This window comes from Vicinamibacterales bacterium, from assembly GCA_036496585.1.
Lineage (GTDB): Bacteria > Acidobacteriota > Vicinamibacteria > Vicinamibacterales > 2-12-FULL-66-21 > JAICSD01.
In genome coordinates, this window is record DASXLB010000072.1 from 83,164 (window position 1) to 103,139 (window position 19,976).

The following is a 19,976-nucleotide window of genomic DNA, read 5'->3' on the forward strand; positions in this document are numbered from 1 at the left end:
CTCCCGCAGCCCCGCGGACCGCGAGGCCGTCTCCGATCGCCGTGCGCACGGTCAGCGTCTTGCAACGCGCGCCGCGTTCGCATGCAGCTTGTCGCGGAGCGCTTCCTGCCGCTCGCAGACGGCGTCGGAGCCGTGGATCTGGCGACCAACGATCGCGTCCGCATGTCGGTCGACGTTGCGGTCTCGGCCGCGGACATCGCGCGGCGCACCGCAGTGTGCGATCGACTGGCCGCACTTCGGCATCCACTCCTCGTCCCGCTGCTCGACTACGGCGCCGATCGCCGCCGCTGGTTCGAGGCGCATGCGATCGTCGAACCCGTGCGCATGACCGAGATGGCGCGAACCCGCGCGGTGCTTCATCTCGTGCGCTTCCTGCGCGCGGCCGGCGTCGAGCTGACCGCGTCGATGGCGGCGCGGCACGTCGCGACGGTCGTCGAAGCGTCGGCGCCGGACACGCGGCCGGTCGGGGTCGTGCTGCGCGACCGGCCGCCACTCGACGCGTTGCGCACAGTGCTCGAGGCCGACGGCCCGGCGGGAGCGCTCGCCGTCGACGTCACGGCGCCGCCAGGCGGAGGACTCCGGACTGCGCGCGTCCTGGTGGCCCGTGCGGCGCGCCTCGCTGGCTTCGCGGTGCTCGATGCACGTGGCGACGAAGCGTGGCTCGTGGAGCACGCCCACGCCAGGCACCTGTGCGTCCTCGACTGGCTGCCGGCGCAGGCGGTCCTGCCGCGCGTCATGGCGGCCGCCGCCGCGGCCGGGCCGCGACGCCATGTGTGGATCCGATTCCGCCGCGAGCCGGCGGCATGCCGGCGCGATGAACCGCGCCACCCGTTGCTGCGACTGGAGCCGATGATGAAGGACGACCTGATGGCTGCGATATTTCTCGACCCGGAGTTGGGACCGACGAGCGCCGATCTGCGCACGGCGATCGAGCGATCGGGAGGATGGCCAGGCGCGGCGGTGGCCTCGCTGACGAATGCGGGAGATTCGGGCGGTGCGGGATGGGTGCACGAAACGGCGCCGGAGTATGGCGCAGCGGACGCGGGGACGGAGTCACCAGCCGCTGCCGCCCCCGCGTCCGAGAGCGGCGAGGCCGGCGTGGGTCGCCTGCACCGGGCGGTCGAATCGGCCCGCGTGCTCGCCGCTCGGGGGCGGCACGCGCGCGCGGCCCGCGTGTTGGCCCGGTGCGCCCCGGCGCTGGCGGCGCGCGGCGCTCTCGAGGCCGCGGCCTCGGCAGCGTGCGACTTCGCCGACCTGATGCTCGACCGCGCGCAGCCACAGCGCGCGTTGGGGGCGTTGGTTCAGGCTCGCGCCTGGGCACACGGCCCGGCGCTCGTCGTGCGTGTCCTCGTCGGCAGCGGCCGCGCCAGCTACGAGATGGCCAGGTTCGCCGACGCGGAGGCGGCGTTCAGGACGGCGGCGGCCGATCCGCATGGCGGCACCGCGCGCATCTGGCTGGCGCGGACGCTCTGGCGGCGCGGCGAGCTCGACGACGCCCGGAGTGTGCTGGGGGACGCCGACCCGGCGCTGCTCGCACGGATCGAACTGGCGGCCGGCCGGCTGCAGGAAGCGGCCGCCGCGGCGCAGGTCGCGGTCGCGCGTCAGGACCCGCCGCCGGACGCCGCCTGCGACGCCCATCTCGCCGCCGCAGGCTTGCACGCCGCGCTGCGCGACGCCGAAGGCGTCGGGCGTCACATCGCCGAGGCCGTGCGCGCCGCCGAGCGTGCCGGCCATCGGGCGCGCCGGTTCGAGGTGGCGGCCGAACGGTGGGGCTGCCTGCAGCGCTGCGGGATGGCTCCGCCGCAGCGGACGCGGGAGCGCCTGCTCCGCGTCGCCGGCCGTCTGCCGGCGCTGGCGTCGATCGTCATTCGCGGAGCGTTGCAGCAGCCGCTGCAGCTCGAACCGGCATCCGAGGCGCCGCGCGCCGCGGCCGATCTCATTCGCCGTTTTCAGGAGCTGATTGATGCCATCCAGGGCGCCGGTGACGAGGCGGCGGCGCTGCAGGTCGTCGCGCGCGATACGCTCCGCGTCCTGCGGGCGTGTTCGGTGGTGATCCGATCGGCGCGGGGCGGCCAGGTGGTCGGCGGCAGCGGGCGGCCGTGGCCGCGTGAATCGGCGCTCGCCCAGCCGGTACTCAACGGCGGTGCCGCGGTGGTGCGCGACGGCATCACGCCGGAGGCGGTCGTCCCGGTCGCGGCCGGCGGATCGGTCGTCGGCACGCTGGCTGTTCGCTGGGTCGCCGGCGCGAATCCCGGGTGGGAATCGGTGCGCGACACGCTGGCCGCCACGGCGGTCGCCGTCGCGCCGCTCGTGCGCGCCGTCGAACCCGTCGCGGCGGCCGAGGCGGGCGTCCGGTTCCCCGACGACCTGCTCGGCCGCGGCGAAGGAGCCGAACGGGTCCGGCAGGCGATAAGCCGGGCCGCCTCGGCGCCGTTTCCGGTGCTGGTGGAAGGGGAGAGCGGTTCAGGCAAGGAGCTCGTCGCCAGGGCGATTCACGCGCGCAGCCTGCGTCGCGCCCGGCGCTTCTGCGCCATCAATTGCGCGGCGCTCACGGAGGATCTGCTCGAGGCCGAGCTCTTCGGCCACGCCCGCGGCGCGTTCACCGGCGCGATGAGCGAGCGCGCCGGCCTCTTCGAGGAAGCCGATCAGGGCACTCTGTTCCTCGACGAGGTCGCCGAGCTGTCGCCGCGCGCGCAGGCCAAGCTGCTGCGGGTGCTGCAGGAAGGGGAAGTGCGGCGCGTCGGCGAGAACCTGTCACGTCAGGTCGACGTCCGGATCGTCGCCGCCACGAACCGTTCGCTCGAGCAGGAAGCGCAGGCCGGGCGGTTCCGGGTCGACCTGCGCTTCCGTCTCGACGTGATCCGCATCGCGATTCCGCCGCTTCGCGAACGCGTCGAGGACATCCCGTGGCTCGCCGCGCGCATCTGGCACGAGGCGGCGGGGCGGGTCGGCAGCCGCGCGCTGCTCGGCGACGACACGATCGGGGCGCTGGCGCGCTACGACTGGCCGGGGAACGTTCGCGAGCTGCAAAACGTCATCGCGTCACTCGCGGTGCACGCGCCGCGGCGCGGCCGCGTGCCGGTATCGCTACTGCCGTCGCGAGTGGCGCACGAAGCGGCACGCGCCAGCCCGCACTACGAGGAGGCACGCTCCGAATTCGAACGCCGGTTCATCCGCGCCGCGCTGGCGCGCGCCGGCGGCCGCCGGTCGCTGGCCGCCGAGCATCTCGGCCTCAGCCGGCAGCGCCTCGTGAAGATCATGATCCGCCTGGGGCTCGAGGCCTAGCGACGCGTGTGCGCAAGGCAGCTGGATCAGCGGTCGGCGCGGCGCAGCACGGCGAGCGCCACCGGATTGGCCGGATCTTTCTCGAGAGCGCGCGCGGCGGTGCCCCGTGCGGTATCGCGATCGCCGGCCCGCAGTTGGGCGTCGGCCGCGCGGGCAATCAGGCCAGCGTCGTTGGGGGCGTCTTCGGCCGCCCTGAGGAAATAGGTCGCGGCGGTGGTTGGGTCGTTGAGCTGTAGCGAGAGCGCGGCCACACGGGCGGCCTCAGCGCTCCGGCGGCGCGCCTCCGGCTCGTCGCCGCGCAGCGCCGCGTAGTCGAGGAGGGCCTGCCGAGCCGTGGCGTAGTGCTTCTGCCGCTCGGCCGCCTCCGCCAGATAGAGGAACGCCAGCGGGTCGACCGGTTGCTTCGCGGTGGCGTCTTCGAGCATGCGCTCGGCCCCCTCGGCATCGGAGGCGAGCAGCAGGGCCCGGCCGAACAGTGTCAGCCCTTCGCTGCTGTTGTCGTTGGCGGCGGCTCCGGCGAGCGCTTCGAGCGCCTTGTTGAGCGCCACGCGATCGTGCCGCGCCTGGGCGATCTCGAGCCAGACGCGGCCCAGCGCCACGTAGATGGCCGGTTCGTCGCGATAGCGCTCGGCGGCGTGGCTCAGCGTGAGCACCGCACGTTCGGGCTGGCCGGCCTGCAGGTAGGCGACGCCGAGGGTGATGTCACGGCTCGCACGCGGGTCGAGCGCGGCCAGCGCCTCGAGCTGGGCGAGCCGCGCCTCAGTGTTGCGGCCGCCGTCGAGATCCGCCAGCTGCTCGCGCGCGTGCAGCATCGCCGGCTGCAGTTGGATCGCTCGCTCGAGCGACTGTCTGGCCGGCTCGGGGTGCTGGGCGTCGCGCTCGCACAGGCCGAGCAGAAAGTAGGCGTCGGCGGATCGGTTGTCGAGCGCCAGCGAGGCGTGCACGGCGTCGATCGCGTCGGCGAGGCGGCCGTCGTTGTAGCGTGCAAAGGCCAGCTTGTAGAGCACGCGCGGCGCGCGGTTGTCGAGCCGGACGTAGGCCGCGTAGTGATCGGCCGCCGCGGAGTAGCGATGCGGGCTGTCGACGAGCAGCACGTCGCCCAGTTCCTCGAGCGGCCCGGTCGCCATCGGGTCGATATCCGAGGCGCGGTGGAGGTCGCGCAGCGCCGCGCTGAGTTCACTGCGCCGGTGATAGGTCTGTCCCCGCTTGAAGTAGCCCAGCATCGAATCGGGCTTGAGGGTGATGGCCCCGCTGAAGGCTTCAATCGCTGCGGCGGTATTGTCGCGGGCGAGCGCCGCGTCCCCCTCGCCAATCAGGTCGCGGTAGCGACGCTCACGCTCGCTGACGGTGTAGCCATAGACAGCCGCCCCGGTGAGGACCAGCAGCACGATCCCGGCCAGAACCCGCTTCACAGCGTCCATGTTACCAGCGGGAACTTTTTCGGCCCCGCGGGTTCCAAGTTGGTGTCGGGAGCAGGTGCTACCATGGGCAGTGAGCTGTCGGTGAAACCCGTTCGAGCCATCACCTGGAGCGACGTCGGCGGACATGAGGGTCCGCTCGTCCAGCGCTGCGCCGCGCGCGACGAAGACGCGTGCGCCGAGCTCGTGAGCCAGCACCAGCGCATGGTCTACCAGCTCTCGATCAACCTCCTTGGCGACCACAACGAGGCGCTCGACCTGTCGCAGGAAGTCTTCCTGCGTGTGTTCCGGACCATCCACACCTTCCGCGGGCATTCCAGCCTGCGCACCTGGATCTACCGCATCGTCGTCAATCAGGCCAGGAACCGTCAGCGCTGGTGGCGGCGGCGCCACCGGGCGCAGCAGGTCTCGCTCGACCAGCACATCCAGGACCATGGGGAGCTGGCCGAGGCGCACGATCATGGGCCCGACCGGCTGGTCGGCCAGAAGCTGCTGGCTGAAAAGATCCAGGTCGCGCTCGAGGGTCTTCCGTTCGATCAGAAAACCGCCATCGTGCTGCGGGAAATCGACGGCCTCAGCTACGAGGAAATCGGGTTCTCGCTCGGGATTGCGGTCGGCACCGTGAAGTCGCGCCTTGCCCGCGCCCGTCAGGCGCTGCGGGCGCAGTTGAGGGACGCATGAACGCCCTGACCTGCGTGGCGGTACGGCGGCGGCTCGCCCCCTTTCACGACGACGAGCTGGTCGTGCAGGAGCGGATCGCGATTCAGGCGCATGTGAACGGCTGCAGCGGCTGCCAGCGCGAGCTCGAGGCCTATCACGACATCTCGTCGGCCTTGCGGCTGGCGGCCGCGCCCGGCCCTTCCGACGACTGGAGCGGGCTCACGCCGGGGGTGATCAGCCGGATGCGCGCCGAGGCCAGCGAATCGTGGGCCGCTCAGCTGCGGCGCATGTTCGACGACATGCATCTCGTCTGGATCGGTCTCGCGGCGACGGCCGGCACGCTCCTGGTGGGAGCGATCGCGCTCGGCCTGCTGCGTTTCGCGTCGCCGCAACGCGACGACTCGCTGCGCGCGCTGCTCGCGATGGTCTCCGCTGTGCCGGGGTCCGACCTGAATCCCGCAGGCATCGACGGGCTGGCGGTGCAGGCGCCCTCGGTGCCGCAAAACGGCAGCATCAACGCCTCGCTCGAGCGATCGGGTCAAGGCGCCGAACAGATACTGGCGTTTGCCGCGGTGGTCACGCGCGACGGCAGCATCGCCGCGATGCAGGCGCTCGGTGAAAGCCGGGGGAGCCGTCAGGTGGCCGCGCTCATCACCGAGATCTCCCGCGGGCGGCTGGAGCCGGCGCGCTATGGCACGGACCGGCTCGCGGTCAACATGGTGTGGGTCGTCGAACACGTGACGGTCAAGCCAGTGGCGGCGAGGCCAAGGGTAGTCGGCAGTTAGCCGGGCTCTCGTCTCACTTGGCGGTCGCGAGCGCCGTGGCCACGTTGTTCATCGCATCGGTGGCCCTGATGATCACCGAGCGGCCGCCGTCGCTCTCCTCCAGCGTCACCACGAACTCTTCTTTCCGCGAATCGGCAATCCCGTCGACCGGGTAGGCCACCCGCCAGCGGCTGCCGTCGAGCGAATATTCGACGCGTGAGACGGCCGACTGTTCATCGCGCACGATGAACTTGACCGTCGGCTTGCCGTTCACCCGCGCTGACGGCTGCAGCTCCACGACCGGCGGCGTGTTGTCGACATCGAAGCTGACGCTCTCCAGTTCGCCGACCAGCGCGGTATCGGGCGAATTGGACGGCGCGTCGCTCGCGGCGACCTTCACGTAGTAGGTGCCATCGGGCACCGAGGTCGTGTCCCATACCAGGATCGGATCCCATAGGCCCCGTTTGAGCGGCTTCCACGACGACTCGCCTTCGCGGCGGTAGAACACGTCGAACTGCAGCCGATCGTCGTTGTCGTCGTCCGCCTTCCACACGAACGTCTGCAGGCCCTTCTGGTAAATTTTGCGGCCCAGAGCGGGGGCCGGGGGCGGCGGGACGCCGGCGTTGGATGACGTCTGCTGCTGCGGTCCGCGGCCGTCCGAGGTGTTTTCCTCGAAGCCGGCGATCTCCAGCTCGCCGGTCGAGAACGGACGCTGGAAGACCGCTCCCGGCGGATGGACGGTGATGCTGGTCACGATCGGCCGGAGGTTGCGGGGGAGGTACGCGGCGGTGACCGAGGTCAGGACCGCCGACTGCTTCAAGACCGCTCGCCACTGCAGATAGCGCGCGTTCGGACTGGTAATCTTCTGTCCGCTCGAGGTGGTGTACGCCGCCGACCACGTGCTCCACGTCTCGTCGGGATTCGCGGTGTTGCCCGAGCGCGTGGCGATCTCGACGTCGCCGGGCGACGCCGACGCCCGCCAGCGAATCGCACCCCAGGTCGCCACCGTGCCGGCATCGCGGACGTCCGACTCGTAGGTGCCGCTCGCCGCCCGCCCTGACGAGAGCGCGAAGATGCGTCCCGGGTTGCTCGTCGCGCCGACGACGCGGCCCGACGGATCGCGCACGAGTGCCGTCACCTGGCGTGCCGCGGCGCGCGTGAGGAGGGTGGCCCGCGCGGGGTCGCCGGAGAGCCGGAAGACCTTGCCTTCCTTGCCGGTGCCGACGAGCAGCGAGCCGTCGTTGTCGATCAGCACGTCGAACGGCCAGTCGTCGGTCGCCTCCCACAGCGTGTCCCACAGGCCATCGGCGCGGATGCGGATGATTGCCCCTTTCGGACTCCGTGACCGCGAGGAGGTCACCGGCCCGCTGGTGACGCCGGTCGCGTCGACGACCGTGATGCCGGTGATTTCAGCGGAAACGGTTGGCACCGGTGCGCGGGACGGCGCCACATCGGGTGCGCTGAGGTTGATCGAGCCCGACCGATCATCACCGCCGGGCGTCCCGCTGAAGGCCGCGGCGTAGATCGTGCCGTCGGCGGCCAGCCTCAACGCGTGGATCTCCTTGAACGAGGAGTCGAGCAGCACGAACGCCTTGGCATTGCGATCGATGCGGAAGATCCGGCCCGGAGACTCGGTGCCGGCGAGCAGGTTGCCGGCCCGGTCGACGGCGAGGGACACGACGTTGGTCGTGTTCGTCTTGTAGAAGAGCGCGCCCTTGCCGTCCGGGGTGATGCGGTAGATGTTCCCCTTCTCGCCGGTGGCGGCGAACAGCGTGCCGTCAGGCCCGACCGCCAGCGCCCAGATGTACTTGTCGTCGGGATCGAAGAAGGTCTTCGACGTGCCGTCGGCCGCGACCTCGTAGATGCGGCCGTCGGGCGACGTCCCGACGTAGAGCCCGCCGTTCGGCGCCGGCGCGATCGCGTGCACCTCGATCTCCGGCGCGTCGAAGAACGTCGACGTCTTGCCGTCGCGGCCGACCTTGAGGACCTGTCCCTCGTTGCCGGTACCGGCCCAGAGCGTCCCGTCGGGTCCGGCGAGCAGCGTCCAGATAAATGGCGCCGCGGTTTCGGCGATCTGGGTGATCGCCGGGCCGGGAAAGACGCGCCCGTCGCCGTCGATCGACAGGTTGTCGACGTCTCCCTTGAGGAAATCGGCCTGGGTCGAGACCGTCCAGAATGTCGCAGTGGAGGCAGACAGGAGGGCAGACGCCGCGACCGCCGCAGCCGCGGCGATCGCCGTTCGTTTCAACATGCTCGTGATCGGTCTCGTTCCGTCTTCATCCGCGTTCATCCGCGGCTTCCTTCACCGGCCGCCGCGGCTGTCGAGATCGATCGTCAGGACGCGCGTGCCGCTGATCGCGGAATCCATCGGCAGCTCCCATTCGCCGAGCGCGGCGCTGCGAATCGGCGTGAAGCTGCCACCGCTGCGATCGCCCTCGAGCACCGAGAGTACGGACGGCGGCAGCGAGGTCATCGCCTCGCCGTCGACGACGGCGCCTGGCGTTCCGGTCAGCAGCCGGACGTAGACGCGGTTGTTGCGGTGCGTCTCGTTCAGCAGCTTGATCATCTGGCCGACGCTCTGCGGCTGCACGCTGCGCCGGAAATCCCGCTGCTCGATCTGATTGAGCTGCCGGCCGTCGGTCACCATCACCGTCAGCTGCCCCGACGCGTTGGCCGGAATCTCGATCGGGATCGTCGAGATCTTCTCGGCGCCCCGGTAGCTGCGCGTCAGCACCTTCAGCGGCACGCTCTTGCCGGCCCGCGGCCTCACGTCGTCGAGCCACACCCGCTCGATCGTCGCGGCGCGCGACTCTTCCGACGTGGTGATCGACAGCTCGACGCTCTTGACCGTCACCGGCTCGAGGTCGTTGGCCATCAGCATCGTGATCGGTCCGGCGACATAGGCCGAGGCGCTCGGGATCGGACTCTCGCCGGTGAAGATGTCCTCGAACGACAGATCGTCATGCCGGTCGACAATGGCCCGCCCTTTGACCGTGTAGGTAATCGCGCCGAAATTGCGCTCGTAGTTTCCCAGCGTGTTGAAGAGCGCGACATAGGTCAGCAGCGGCGTGAAGATCTGATCGTTGACGATCGCGAAGTTGAACGTGCGCTTACCGTTGTGGCCCGAGTCGAGGGTCACCGACAGGGGAATGAGTGCCGGCGGCTTGCCGAGGGTGCCGGCGATCGCCGTCGATCGATCCTGCTGCATGGTGCCGACGACGTCGCCCATGGTGGCGATCTTGAACGAGGACATCAGGCTCGGCAGGGTCGCGTAGATCGTGGCCCTGGTCATCGGGAAGGCGGTCGGTCCGAAGCCGTAGAACGGGTGGCCGAAGGCGTAGAGTTTGTCGCCGTCGATGTGGGTGATGGTGCCGGTCGCCCCCATCTCGCCGTCGCCGCTGAGCAGCGCGACGCCGATCGGATCGCCCGGACGGAGCGGGGCCGTCGACGACCCGCCCGCGGCCGTGCCGCCGGCGAGCATCGGCGTGAACCCGGCATCACGGAACATCGACGACACCAGATCGCCGGTGGCCGCACTCATGCCGCCCATCACGAGCGGCGTCGAGATCGGCCGGAGCAGCGCGCCAATCTGCGTCCCCTCGCTGGCCGCCAGCCCGAGGGCCTGGACGTCGGCCGGCCGATCCGCGAACGCCGCGACGCGCTGATACGCCGTGCGGATGGCCGTCGCGAAGTGATCGGGCGTGATCGGCAGGTCGACCCGGTTCTGCGCCGCGCGCGCGCGGACCGAGGCGTTGTTGGTGGTCGCGTCGATCATCTCGGCGATCGGCGTGATGCCGGCGATGGGTTCCTTGGGGAACGACCCAATCGAGTACGACACGGCGCCGACCAGGCGGCCGTCGATGTAGACAGGACTGCCGCTCATCCCGGCGATCACGCCGGTCTGGGCCAGCGGACCGCCCTCGAGCCGCGCCAGGATTAAGTCGCGTTTGGGCGCCTGCACGTTCTTGAGCACGCCGAGAATGCGGACTGTGAAGTCCTGCAGTTCCGCGCCTTCGAAGACGGTGCGACCGGTGCCGACCATGCCGGGCTTGATCTCGTCGATCGGCATGAACGCCGGGGCCGCGGGCAGGCGCGCCATGCTGGCCGCGGCGATGATGCCAGCGCTGAGAAAAGCCCGGATCTTCATGATATTTAAACCGTTATAGCATGGTTTCGCGGGCGGATTGCGAAACCGCAGCCGAGTTGTGTTAGGCTCATCCCATCGTGTCGTCAGTCGCCCGTTCGAGCCGCGTTGCCTTTACGGCGTTTACGTCGTATTGGTGGTGGTACGCGCGCATCGAGGGGGTGGGACGCTGACACGCGACCGTTAGACGAAGGCGAACGTCACCAACAAGCCCCCTCAATCGGACCGATTGAGGGGGCTTTTTTTGTTCTCGGTCCCGGGCCATAGAGCAGTGCGATTGTGACTGAGTTGTGCATCACCGTGATCGGACGTGACGCGGAGGCGATCCGCCACGCGCGCGCCGCTGCCGAAGCGGACGCCGATCTGGTGGAACTGCGCCTCGACTCGATGGCGCGCCCCGACGCGGCGGCAGCGCTGCAGGGCCGCACGAAGCCGGCGATTGTCACCTGCCGGCCGATCCGGGAGGGCGGGCTCTTCGCCGGCGCCGAGGAGGCACGCCTCCGCGTGCTGGCCGACGCCGACGCGCAGGGCGCGGAGTTCATCGACGTCGAATGGGACTCGGTAGGCGCGCCGGTGATGGCTGCGCGCCGCGGGCGCGGCGTCGTGGTTTCGCGGCATGTGTTTGATGCCACGCCGTCGAACGCCGCCCAGTTGCTCGACGACCTGCGCGGCCAGGGAGGGGAGATCGCCAAACTCGCAGTGATGAGCGAGCGCATCGCCGACCTGCGCACGCTGCTGGCCGCCGCGCGGCCGGATCGCTCGTCGATCCTGATCGGCATGGGGGCCGCCGGAATCGCGACGCGCGTCCTGGCGGCGCGCTTCGGGTCGCGATGGACGTACGCCGGCAACGGCATGGCGCCCGGGCAGTTGCCGGCGTCACGGCTGCTCGAGGAATTCCGGTTCAGGCGCGTCGACGACGCGGCCGCGGTGTACGGCGTGCTGGGCCGGCCAGTCGGCAACTCGCTCTCGCCCGCGATGCACAACGCCGGCTTTGCGGCGCTCGGCCTCAACGCGGCCTACGTGCCGATCGAGACGCGCGATCTCGACGGCCTCCGGGAGTTCGCGTCGGAGATCGGCCTCCGCGGTCTGAGCGTGACGATTCCATTCAAGCAGGAGGTGCTGTCGATGCTCGACGATCTGACCCCGGCCGCGCGGACGGCGGGGGCGGTCAACACGATCGCGATCCGGGACGGCCGCTGGCTGGGTTCCAACACTGATGCCGACGGGTTCCTCGAGCCGTTGCGGGCGGGCGGCATCGTGCTGCACGGGCTTCGCGTCGTCATTCTCGGAGCCGGTGGATCGGCGCGCGCCGTCGGGCTGGCGCTGGTCGGCGAGGGAGCGCGTGTCGGGATTGCGGCGCGCCGCCCGGGTGCGGCCGCCGACGTGGCGCGCGCGACCGGCGCCACGCCAGTGCCGTGGCCGCCGCCCGCCGGGTCGTGGGACCTGCTGGTCAACACGACGCCGGTCGGCAGCCGCAGCGTCGCGGGCATCCCCTACGAGGGACCGCTCGACGGGCACCTCGTGTACGACTTGATCTACGACCCGGACCCGACCGAGCTGATGCGGCGCGCGCGCGACGCCGGCCTCGAGGCGATCGGGGGTCTGGCGATGCTCGTGGCGCAGGCCGAGCGGCAGTTCGAGGTCTGGACAGGGCAGCGGCCGCCGGCCGCACTCTTTGCCGGGGCGGCGGTGTCCGCCATCAGGACACGTGCGGTATGAAGCAGACGAGTTACGAAGAGTTCGTCGATCTCGCGGGGCGCGGCACCTTCGTGCCGGTCGTCAAGGAGATCATGGCCGACCTGCTGACGCCGGTATCGGCGTTTCTCAAGATCGCGGAGCACTCGGACTACGCGTTCCTCTTCGAGAGCGTGGAAGGCGGCGAGCAGGTCGCGCGCTACTCGTTCCTGGGCAAGGATCCCTTCCTCGTGCTCCGCTCGCGGCACGGCCGCACGATCATCGACCGCTCGGGAGTCACCACCGAGACCGACGAGCCGTTCGTGCCGGTCCTGCGCAAGATGATGGCCGAGTTCCGGGCGCCGTTCGTGCCGGGGCTGCCGCGCTTCTCCGGCGGCGCCGTCGGCTTCATCGGCTACGACGCGGCGATCGAGTTCGAGCCGGCCCTGGCGGGAGCCTGGACCAAGGTGCCGCCGTCCGACGCGGAAGACGCCGGATTCATGCTGTTTGACACGGTGCTCGCCTTCGATCACGTCAAGCACCGCATCCTGATCATCGCCAACGCCCGCGTCACCGCGGACGAGGATCTCGCCGCCCTCTACCAGTTCGCCTGCGCGAAGATCCAGTTCCTCGAACGCGAGCTCGAGCGCAGCCTGTCGCAGGCCAAAGCCGGCGGCGGCCGCGCGCCCGAGGTCTCCTCGAACGTGACGCGCGAGACGTACGAGGCCGGCGTCCGGACGATCAAGGAGCGCATCGCGGCGGGCGACATCTACCAGGCGGTGCTGTCGCAGCGCTTCGAAGCGCGGGTCGAGGCGGATCCGCTGACCGTCTACCGGGCGCTGCGCCACGTCAACCCGTCACCCTACATGTATTTCATCCGCATGGGCGCCTTTGCGATCGTCGGATCGTCGCCCGAGATGCTGGTACGGGTGGAGGGGCAGCGGGTCGAGACGCACCCGATCGCCGGCACCCGTCCGCGCGGCCGCTCAGAGGAAGAGGACTTGCGGCTGGCCGACGAGCTGAAACGCAACGAGAAGGAACGCGCCGAGCACGTGATGCTCGTCGACCTCGGGCGCAACGATCTCGGACGCGTCTGCGAGTTCGGCAGCGTACGCGTCCCGCAGTACATGGGGCTCGAACGCTACTCGCACGTCATGCACCTGGTCTCGACCGTCGAAGGCCGGCTCGCCGACGCCCACGACCACCTCGACGCGCTGGTCTCGTGCTTCCCGGCCGGCACGGTGTCGGGCGCCCCGAAGATTCGCGCGATGCAGATCCTCACGGAGCTCGAGCCGACCCGCCGCGAACTCTACGCCGGTGCGGTCGGCTACATCGACTTCGCGGGCAACCTGGATTTCTGCATTGCGATCAGAACGATCACGATTCGCGATGGCGTCGCGCGCGTGCAGGCGGGCGCCGGCATCGTGGCCGATTCGAATCCCGCCGCGGAGTACGAGGAGACCCGCGACAAGGCGCGGGCGCTGCTCCAGGCCTTGGAAATGGCGGAGACCGAGCTATGAGGCGCGCGCGGAACGGAGCGACGCGGAGCAGCGGCAGCGGCCGGAGCGCACTCCGGCCGGCAGCAAGAGGGAACCGGCGGGCAGCCGCCGGGTGTGAGCGCCAATCATGACGGTCCTGTTGCTCGACAACTACGATTCGTTCACCTATAACCTCGCGCAGTATCTGGGGGAGCTGGGACACGCCCCCAGCGTCCGGCGAAACGACGAGATCACGCTCGGCGAGATCGAGGCGCTTGCGCCAGAGCGGATCGTGATCTCCCCCGGCCCTGGCCGGCCAGAGGACGCCGGCATCAGCGTCGACGTCATCCGCCGGATCGGGCCGCGCGTGCCGGTGTTCGGCGTCTGCCTGGGGCACCAGGCGATCGGTTACGCGTTTGGCGGCGACGTCGCGCGCGCGCCGGTGGTGATGCATGGCAAGGTGTCCAAGGTGCAGCACGACGGCCGCGGCGTGTTCGTCGGCATTTCGCAGCCGTTCGTGGCCGGACGTTACCACTCGCTCGTCGTGAACGAGCCGGTCCCGGCGCCGCTCGAAGTGACCGCGCGCACGGAGGACGGCATCGTCATGGGGCTGCGCCATCGCGAATGGCCGCTGCACGGCGTCCAGTTCCACCCCGAGTCGGTCCTGACCGGCGAAGGGCGTCAGATCCTGCGCAACTTCCTGGAGCTGTGATGTTCCGCGATCTGATCGAAAAGCTGCAGCGCCACGAGGACCTCACGGTCGGCGAAGCGGCGTCGGCGATGGAGGCGATCATGGACGGCCATGCGCAGCCGTCGCAGATCGCGGGTCTGCTGGTCGGGCTGGCGATGAAGGGGGAGCGGCCCGACGAGATCGTCGGCCTGGCGACGGCGATGCGGGCGCGCGCGACGCGCCTGAGCCGGAGCGTGGGACCGGTGTTCGACACCTGCGGCACGGGCGGCGACGGCGCCCACACGTTCAACGTCTCGACGATCGCCGCGCTCGCGCTCGCCGCCTGCGGCGTGCGCGTCGCCAAGCACGGGAATCGGAGCGCCTCGAGCCGCTGCGGCAGCGCCGATCTGCTGGAGGCGCTCGGCGTCAACATCAGCGCCCCGCCACCTGTCGTCGAGCGCTGCCTCGAGGATGCCGGCATGGCGTTCTTCTTCGCCCAGGTCTTCCATCCGTCGATGAAGCACGCGGCGGCGACGCGGCGTGAGCTGGGCGTCCGTACCGCGTTCAATCTGCTCGGCCCGCTGACCAACCCGGCCGGCGCGACGCGACAGCTCGTCGGCGTGCCGCGGCCGGAGCTGACCGAGCTCGTGGCGCGGTCGCTCGCCCAGCTCGGCTCCGAGCGCGCCTGGGTCGTCCACGGCGCCGACGGGCTCGACGAGATTTCGACCACCGGATACACGAAGATTTCGGAGTGCCGAGAGGGACAGGTGAACACCTTCTACCTGCACCCGGCGGACGTCGGATTGCCGAAGAGCGCGTCCGAGGCGCTGAGGGGCGGGGAGCCGCAGGACAACGTGGAGATCGCGCGGCGCGTGCTGGCCGGCGAGGCCGGCGGCCCCCGCGATGTCGTCGTCTTGAACGCCGGCGCGTCTCTACTGATCGCCGGACGGGTCGCGACGGTCCGTGAGGGTATCGCGCTGGCCGCCGAGGCCATCGACAGCGGCCGCGCCGCCGCGGTCCTCGAACGGCTGATCGCGTGTTCTCGGGCAGGAGCCGGCGTCGCATGATCGCGCCGCCCGCCTCGCCGCTCGCGCCGCCCGACCTGCTCGCGACCATCACCGCCGCGGCGCTCCGTGTCACCGAAGTGCGCGCGGAAACGATCCCGCTCGCCCAGGTCGAAGCGGCGGCAGCGAAGCGCCGGCCCGACGGCGCCGGATTCCTGGAGGCGCTCCGCGACGGCCCGTCGCCGCGGGTGATCGCCGAGTGCAAGCGCCGCTCCCCCTCGCGGGGGATCCTGCGCCAGCAGTACGACGCGGCGGCCCACGCGCGCGGGTATGCCGAGGCTGGCGCCGCGGCGATCTCCGTGCTCACGGAGCCGACCTTCTTCGACGGCGCGCTCGAGCACCTGGCCGCCGTGCGCAGCGCAGTGCGCATCCCGATCCTCCGCAAGGATTTCATCGTCACTCGCTACCAGGTTTACGAGGCGGTGATGGCGGGCGCCGACGCCGTCCTGCTGATCGTGGGCGCGCTGACGCCCGCCGACCTCCGCGCCCTCCTGGCCGTGACCCGCGACGTTGGCGCAGCGGCGCTCGTCGAGGCGCACGACGAGACGGAGCTCGCGATCGCCGCGGACTCGGGCGCCGAGATCGTCGGCCTGAACAGCCGCAATCTCCGCACGCTGGCGGTCGAGCCCGAGCTGCACGAACGGCTTGCGCCGCGCCTGCCCACCGGCATCGTGGCGGTCGCCGAAAGCGGGCTGCGTGAGACCAGCGATCTGTCCCGACTCGAGCGCGCCGGGTATCACGCATTCCTGGTCGGCGAGCGGCTGATTGTGCAGCCAGATCCTGGGGCGGCGCTCCGCCTCCTGAGAGGGGTGGCGGCGTGATCCGTGTCAAGATCTGCGGCATCACGACCCCCGAAGACGCCGCACTCGCCGCCGAACTCGGTGCGTCGGCGATTGGCCTCGTGTTCTGGCCCGGCAGCCCGCGCTGCGTCGACATCGACGATGCCTGGGCGATCGTGAAGGGGCTGCCGCCGCTGGTGCCGGCGATCGGCGTGTTCGTGAACCAGGGCGACGAACCCTTCCGTGTGGCTGCGACGGTGGGGCTGTCGGCCGTGCAGTTGCACGGTGACGAGCCTCCGGAATCGTACTGCGACAGGGGCGTGCCCAAGATCAAGGCGATTGCCGTCGGTGACGCCCAGGCCATCGTGGCGGCGGCCGCGGTTCCCGGCGACGTAAGCGTACTGCTCGACGCCCACGACCCGGAAAGGCGTGGTGGGACCGGACGTCGCGTCGACTGGGCGGTCGCGGCGAAGATCGCCGCTCGCCGCCCGGTGATTCTCTCCGGCGGCCTGAACGCGGCGAACGTCATCGAGGCGATCGAAACGGTGCGCCCCGCCGCGATCGACGTGTCATCGGGCGTCGAATCCGCGCCCGGCCGAAAAGATCCTGCAAAACTGCGCGCCCTGTTCGACATTCTCCATTCGTCATTGACATGACTTTCACAACCGGCCCGACATTCGGCAAGAGAGATCCAGACACCCGCGGCTATTACGGCGCGTTCGGCGGCCGCTACGTTCCCGAAACGCTCGTCGCACCCATCGAGGAGCTGACGGCGGCCTACTTCGCGGTCCGGGAGGACGCGGGCTTCCGCCGCGAGCTGCAGCAGCTGCTGCGCGACTACGTCGGGCGTCCGACGCCGCTCTACGAGGCGAAGCGGCTGACGGCATCGGCCGGCGGCGCGCGCCTCTTCCTCAAGCGCGAGGACCTGGCGCACACCGGCGCGCACAAGATCAACAACGCGCTCGGCCAGGCGCTGCTCGCCGTCCGGATGGGGAAGCGGCGAATCGTCGCCGAAACCGGCGCCGGGCAGCACGGGGTCGCCACCGCGACCGTCTGCGCCCTGCTCGGGCTCGACTGCCACGTCTACATGGGGTCGGACGACATGGCGCGGCAGTCGCTCAACGTCTTCCGCATGCGGCTGCTCGGCGCCGAGGTGATCGAGGTCAACGCGGGATCGCGCACGCTGAAGGACGCGATCAACGAGGCGATGCGCGACTGGGTCACCAATGTCGGCGACACGTACTATCTGCTCGGGTCGGTGCTCGGCCCGCATCCCTACCCGCTGATGGTGCGTGAGTTCCAGTCGGTGATCGGCCGTGAAGCCCGGCACCAGTGCGACGCCCAGCTCGGGCGCCTCCCCGACGCGATCGTCGCGTGCGTCGGCGGCGGCAGCAATGCGATGGGGATCTTCGACGCCTTCGTCGACGATCCGCAGGTACGGCTCATCGGCGTCGAAGCCGGCGGCCGCGGCATCTCACCGGGCGAGCACGCGGCGCGGTTCGCCGGCGGCAGCGCCGGCGTCCTCCAGGGCACCCGCAGCTACGTGCTGCAGGACGCCGACGGAAACGTCGAGCTGACGCATTCGATCTCGGCGGGCCTTGACTATGCGTCGGTCGGGCCGGAGCACGCGTGGCTCCGCGACCGGGGACGGGCGGAGTATACCTACGTGGAAGACGGGGAGGCGCTGGCGGCCTTCGAGCGTCTCGGGCGCGAGGAGGGCATCCTGCCGGCGCTCGAATCGTCGCACGCCGTCGCGCACGCCATCCGTCTGGCGCCATTAATGCCGCGCGATGCGGTCGTGCTGGTGAACCTGTCGGGCCGTGGCGACAAGGACGTGCTGAGCGTGCAGACGGCGCTCGGAGGGGCGCGCTGATGGGGAGGCTCGCCGACACCTTCGCCCGCCTGCGGGCTCGCGACGAGCCCGGGCTCGTCGCCTACGTGACCGCAGGCGATCCGACGCTTGCGCGCACCTCGGAAATCCTCGTGTCGCTCTCGCAGAACGGCGCCGACGTGATCGAGGTCGGAGTACCCTTCTCGGATCCGCTGGCCGACGGCCCCGTCATCCAGCGGGCGTCCGAACGGGCGCTCGCCGGCGGCGCGACACTGCGCCGCGCTCTGGACATGATCAGGGAGACGCGTGCGCGGATCGCGTCGCCGATCGTGCTCTTCAGCTATGCCAATCCGATCCTGCGGATGGGGGAGGACGCCTTCGTCAGAACGGCGGCGGCGGCGGGCGTCGACGGCGTGCTGGTACTCGATCTGCCAATCGAGGAGGCCGCGTCGTTTCGGGGGCAGCTGGTCGAGCGCGATCTCGACCCGGTGTTCCTGCTCAGTCCGACCACGACCGACGTCCGCATCCGCGCCGCGGCGGAGCTGGGGCGCGGCTTCCTCTACGTGATTTCGCGGCTCGGGGTCACCGGCGTGCGCGACCAGCTCGCGGCCGACGTCGAGCCGCTCGTCCGCCGCATCCGGGCGCAGTCGTCGCTGCCGCTGGCACTCGGATTCGGAATCTCGACGCCCGAGCACGTCGCCGCCGTCAGCCGCTGGGCCGACGCGGCGGTCGTCGGCAGCGCGCTCGTCAGCGTCATCGCCGAACACGGCGCGTCATCCGACGTCGCCGCGCGTGCCGGCGCCTACGTGCGCTGGCTGAAGGGACAACCGTCGTGAAGGCCGACCTCGAAGACCTGCGCAAGCGCATCGACCTGCTGGACGAGTCGCTCGTCCGTCTGCTCAACGCCCGCGCCGCATGCGCGCTGGAGATCGGGCGCATCAAGCGTGAGATGGGCGTCGCCATCTACCAGCCCGAGCGCGAAGCCGAGGTGCTGCGCAATGTGGAAGCGCACAACACCGGGCCGCTCGACCCGCCGGCGATCAAGCGGCTCTTCGAGCGCATCATCGACGAAGCCCGACACCTGGAACGTATTGCCGAAGCAGTACAATTGAACGCTCAACAAAAGGACGCGAAGTAGCCATGGTTGTAGTGATGCGGGAACGCGCGACGGACGACCAGATCCAGTCCGTCATCTCGAAACTGACGGAGATGGGGTTCGACGTGCACCGGTCGACGGGGGCGCTGCGCACCGTGCTCGGCGCGGTCGGCGGCACGCGGCAGTACGACATGGCGCTGCTCGAGGTGCTCGACGGCGTCCAGGAAGTGCACCGGATCACCGAGCCATACAAGCTGGCGAGCCGAAGCTTCAAGCCCGACAACACCGTCATCACGATCGACGATGTACGGATCGGCGGCGACGAGGTGATCGTGATGGCCGGGCCGTGTTCGGCCGAGAGCGAGGCGCAGGTCGAGGCGGCGGCCGCCGCCGTCAAGCGCGCCGGGGCCAAGATCCTGCGCGGCGGCGCCTTCAAGCCGCGCAGCAGCCCGTACAGTTTCCAGGGCATGGGCGAGGAAGGGCTCCGCCTGCTCCGCGCCGCCGCCGACCGCCACAACCTCAAGCTGATCACCGAGGTGATGGACCTCAGCCAGATCGAGCTGATCGAACGCTACGCGCACATCCTGCAGGTGGGCGCCCGTAACATGCAGAACTTCACGCTGCTGCGCGAGCTCGGCAAGTCGAGGATGCCGGTGATGGTGAAGCGCGGCATCTCCGCGACGATCGAAGAGTGGCTGCTCTCGGCGGAGTACGTGCTCGCCGGCGGCAACCCCAACGTGATGCTGTGCGAGCGCGGGATTCGCACGTTCGAGACGATCACCCGCAACACGTTCGACATCTCGGCGATTCCGATGGTCCAGCAGTTGAGCCACCTGCCGGTGATCGGCGACCCGAGCCACGGCACCGGGCGTCGCGACAAGGTCGCGCCGATGGCGCGCGCCGCGGTCGCCGCCGGCGCCGACGGCCTGATCATCGAGGTCCACCACGACCCGGATCACGCGCTCAGCGACGGCGCGCAGTCGCTGCTGCCGCAGCAGTTCGACCGCCTGATGGCGGAGCTGCGGATCATCGCCCCGGCGATCGGCCGGAGCATCTGCCTCGAACCGGTCGCCCGCCGCGGCTGGGGAGTGTAGCGTCCCGGTCCTCCGGCAG

16 protein-coding genes are annotated in these 19,976 nt (G+C 70.4%); 13 read left to right on the top strand and 3 right to left on the bottom strand.

The window, feature by feature from the left end; all coding sequences use genetic code 11:
- Positions 1-81: 81 nt before the first annotated feature.
- Positions 82-3,285 carry a sigma 54-interacting transcriptional regulator gene (locus VGI12_20805; GenBank protein ID HEY2435122.1) on the top strand — a complete coding sequence of 1,068 codons (3,204 nt, stop codon included), beginning with the start codon at positions 82-84 and terminating at the stop codon, positions 3,283-3,285.
- Positions 3,286-3,311: 26 nt separating this feature from the next.
- Here VGI12_20805 and VGI12_20810 read toward each other — a convergent pair whose 3' ends face one another.
- Positions 3,312-4,697: a tetratricopeptide repeat protein gene (locus VGI12_20810; protein HEY2435123.1), complete on the bottom strand. Its 1,386-nt coding sequence runs from the start codon at positions 4,695-4,697 to the stop codon at positions 3,312-3,314.
- A gap of 72 nt (positions 4,698-4,769) precedes the next feature.
- Here VGI12_20810 and VGI12_20815 point away from each other — a divergent pair, with 72 nt between their 5' ends.
- Both VGI12_20815 and VGI12_20820 read left to right on the top strand, forming a co-directional pair.
- Entirely contained in the window at positions 4,770-5,384 is a 615-nt protein-coding gene (locus VGI12_20815; protein ID HEY2435124.1) for a sigma-70 family RNA polymerase sigma factor, read from the top strand.
- Positions 5,381-6,148 carry a zf-HC2 domain-containing protein gene (locus VGI12_20820; protein ID HEY2435125.1) on the top strand — a complete coding sequence of 256 codons (768 nt, stop codon included), beginning with the start codon at positions 5,381-5,383 and terminating at the stop codon, positions 6,146-6,148. The genes VGI12_20815 and VGI12_20820 overlap by 4 nt, the downstream gene beginning before the upstream one ends.
- Before the next feature lie 13 nt (positions 6,149-6,161).
- On the opposite strand, the gene VGI12_20825 is transcribed toward VGI12_20820, so the two are convergent.
- On the bottom strand, positions 6,162-8,378 hold the full coding sequence (locus VGI12_20825; protein ID HEY2435126.1) for a hypothetical protein: 2,217 nt from the start codon (positions 8,376-8,378) through the stop codon (positions 6,162-6,164).
- A gap of 51 nt (positions 8,379-8,429) precedes the next feature.
- Entirely contained in the window at positions 8,430-10,274 is a 1,845-nt protein-coding gene (locus tag VGI12_20830; GenBank protein HEY2435127.1) for a SpoIVB peptidase S55 domain-containing protein, read from the bottom strand.
- Between the two features lie 276 nt (positions 10,275-10,550).
- Between VGI12_20830 and VGI12_20835 the strand changes: the two genes are divergently transcribed.
- From VGI12_20835 to aroF, 10 genes are all read left to right on the top strand, one after another.
- Complete coding sequence (locus VGI12_20835) at positions 10,551-11,990, top strand: type I 3-dehydroquinate dehydratase (protein ID HEY2435128.1); 1,440 nt, start codon at positions 10,551-10,553, stop codon at positions 11,988-11,990.
- Entirely contained in the window at positions 11,987-13,465 is a 1,479-nt protein-coding gene (gene trpE / locus VGI12_20840; protein HEY2435129.1) for an anthranilate synthase component I, read from the top strand. Before VGI12_20835 ends, trpE begins: the two co-directional genes overlap by 4 nt.
- A gap of 106 nt (positions 13,466-13,571) precedes the next feature.
- The gene (locus tag VGI12_20845; GenBank protein ID HEY2435130.1) at positions 13,572-14,135 is read left to right on the top strand and encodes an aminodeoxychorismate/anthranilate synthase component II; all 564 of its coding nucleotides are present in this window, start codon (positions 13,572-13,574) and stop codon (positions 14,133-14,135) included.
- Positions 14,135-15,160, top strand: a complete 1,026-nt coding sequence (gene trpD, locus VGI12_20850; protein ID HEY2435131.1) for an anthranilate phosphoribosyltransferase — start codon at positions 14,135-14,137, stop codon at positions 15,158-15,160. The genes VGI12_20845 and trpD overlap by 1 nt, the downstream gene beginning before the upstream one ends.
- Positions 15,157-15,978: an indole-3-glycerol phosphate synthase TrpC gene (locus VGI12_20855; GenBank protein ID HEY2435132.1), complete on the top strand. Its 822-nt coding sequence runs from the start codon at positions 15,157-15,159 to the stop codon at positions 15,976-15,978. Before trpD ends, VGI12_20855 begins: the two co-directional genes overlap by 4 nt.
- Positions 15,975-16,592: a phosphoribosylanthranilate isomerase gene (locus VGI12_20860; protein ID HEY2435133.1), complete on the top strand. Its 618-nt coding sequence runs from the start codon at positions 15,975-15,977 to the stop codon at positions 16,590-16,592. The genes VGI12_20855 and VGI12_20860 overlap by 4 nt, the downstream gene beginning before the upstream one ends.
- On the top strand, positions 16,589-17,809 hold the full coding sequence (trpB, locus tag VGI12_20865) for a tryptophan synthase subunit beta (protein ID HEY2435134.1): 1,221 nt from the start codon (positions 16,589-16,591) through the stop codon (positions 17,807-17,809). Before VGI12_20860 ends, trpB begins: the two co-directional genes overlap by 4 nt.
- The gene (gene trpA, locus VGI12_20870) at positions 17,809-18,603 is read left to right on the top strand and encodes a tryptophan synthase subunit alpha (protein ID HEY2435135.1); all 795 of its coding nucleotides are present in this window, start codon (positions 17,809-17,811) and stop codon (positions 18,601-18,603) included. The genes trpB and trpA overlap by 1 nt, the downstream gene beginning before the upstream one ends.
- Complete coding sequence (gene pheA / locus VGI12_20875) at positions 18,600-18,905, top strand: chorismate mutase (protein HEY2435136.1); 306 nt, start codon at positions 18,600-18,602, stop codon at positions 18,903-18,905. Before trpA ends, pheA begins: the two co-directional genes overlap by 4 nt.
- A 2-nt stretch (positions 18,906-18,907) precedes the next feature.
- Positions 18,908-19,957 carry a 3-deoxy-7-phosphoheptulonate synthase gene (aroF, locus tag VGI12_20880; protein ID HEY2435137.1) on the top strand — a complete coding sequence of 350 codons (1,050 nt, stop codon included), beginning with the start codon at positions 18,908-18,910 and terminating at the stop codon, positions 19,955-19,957.
- Positions 19,958-19,976 lie beyond the last annotated feature (19 nt).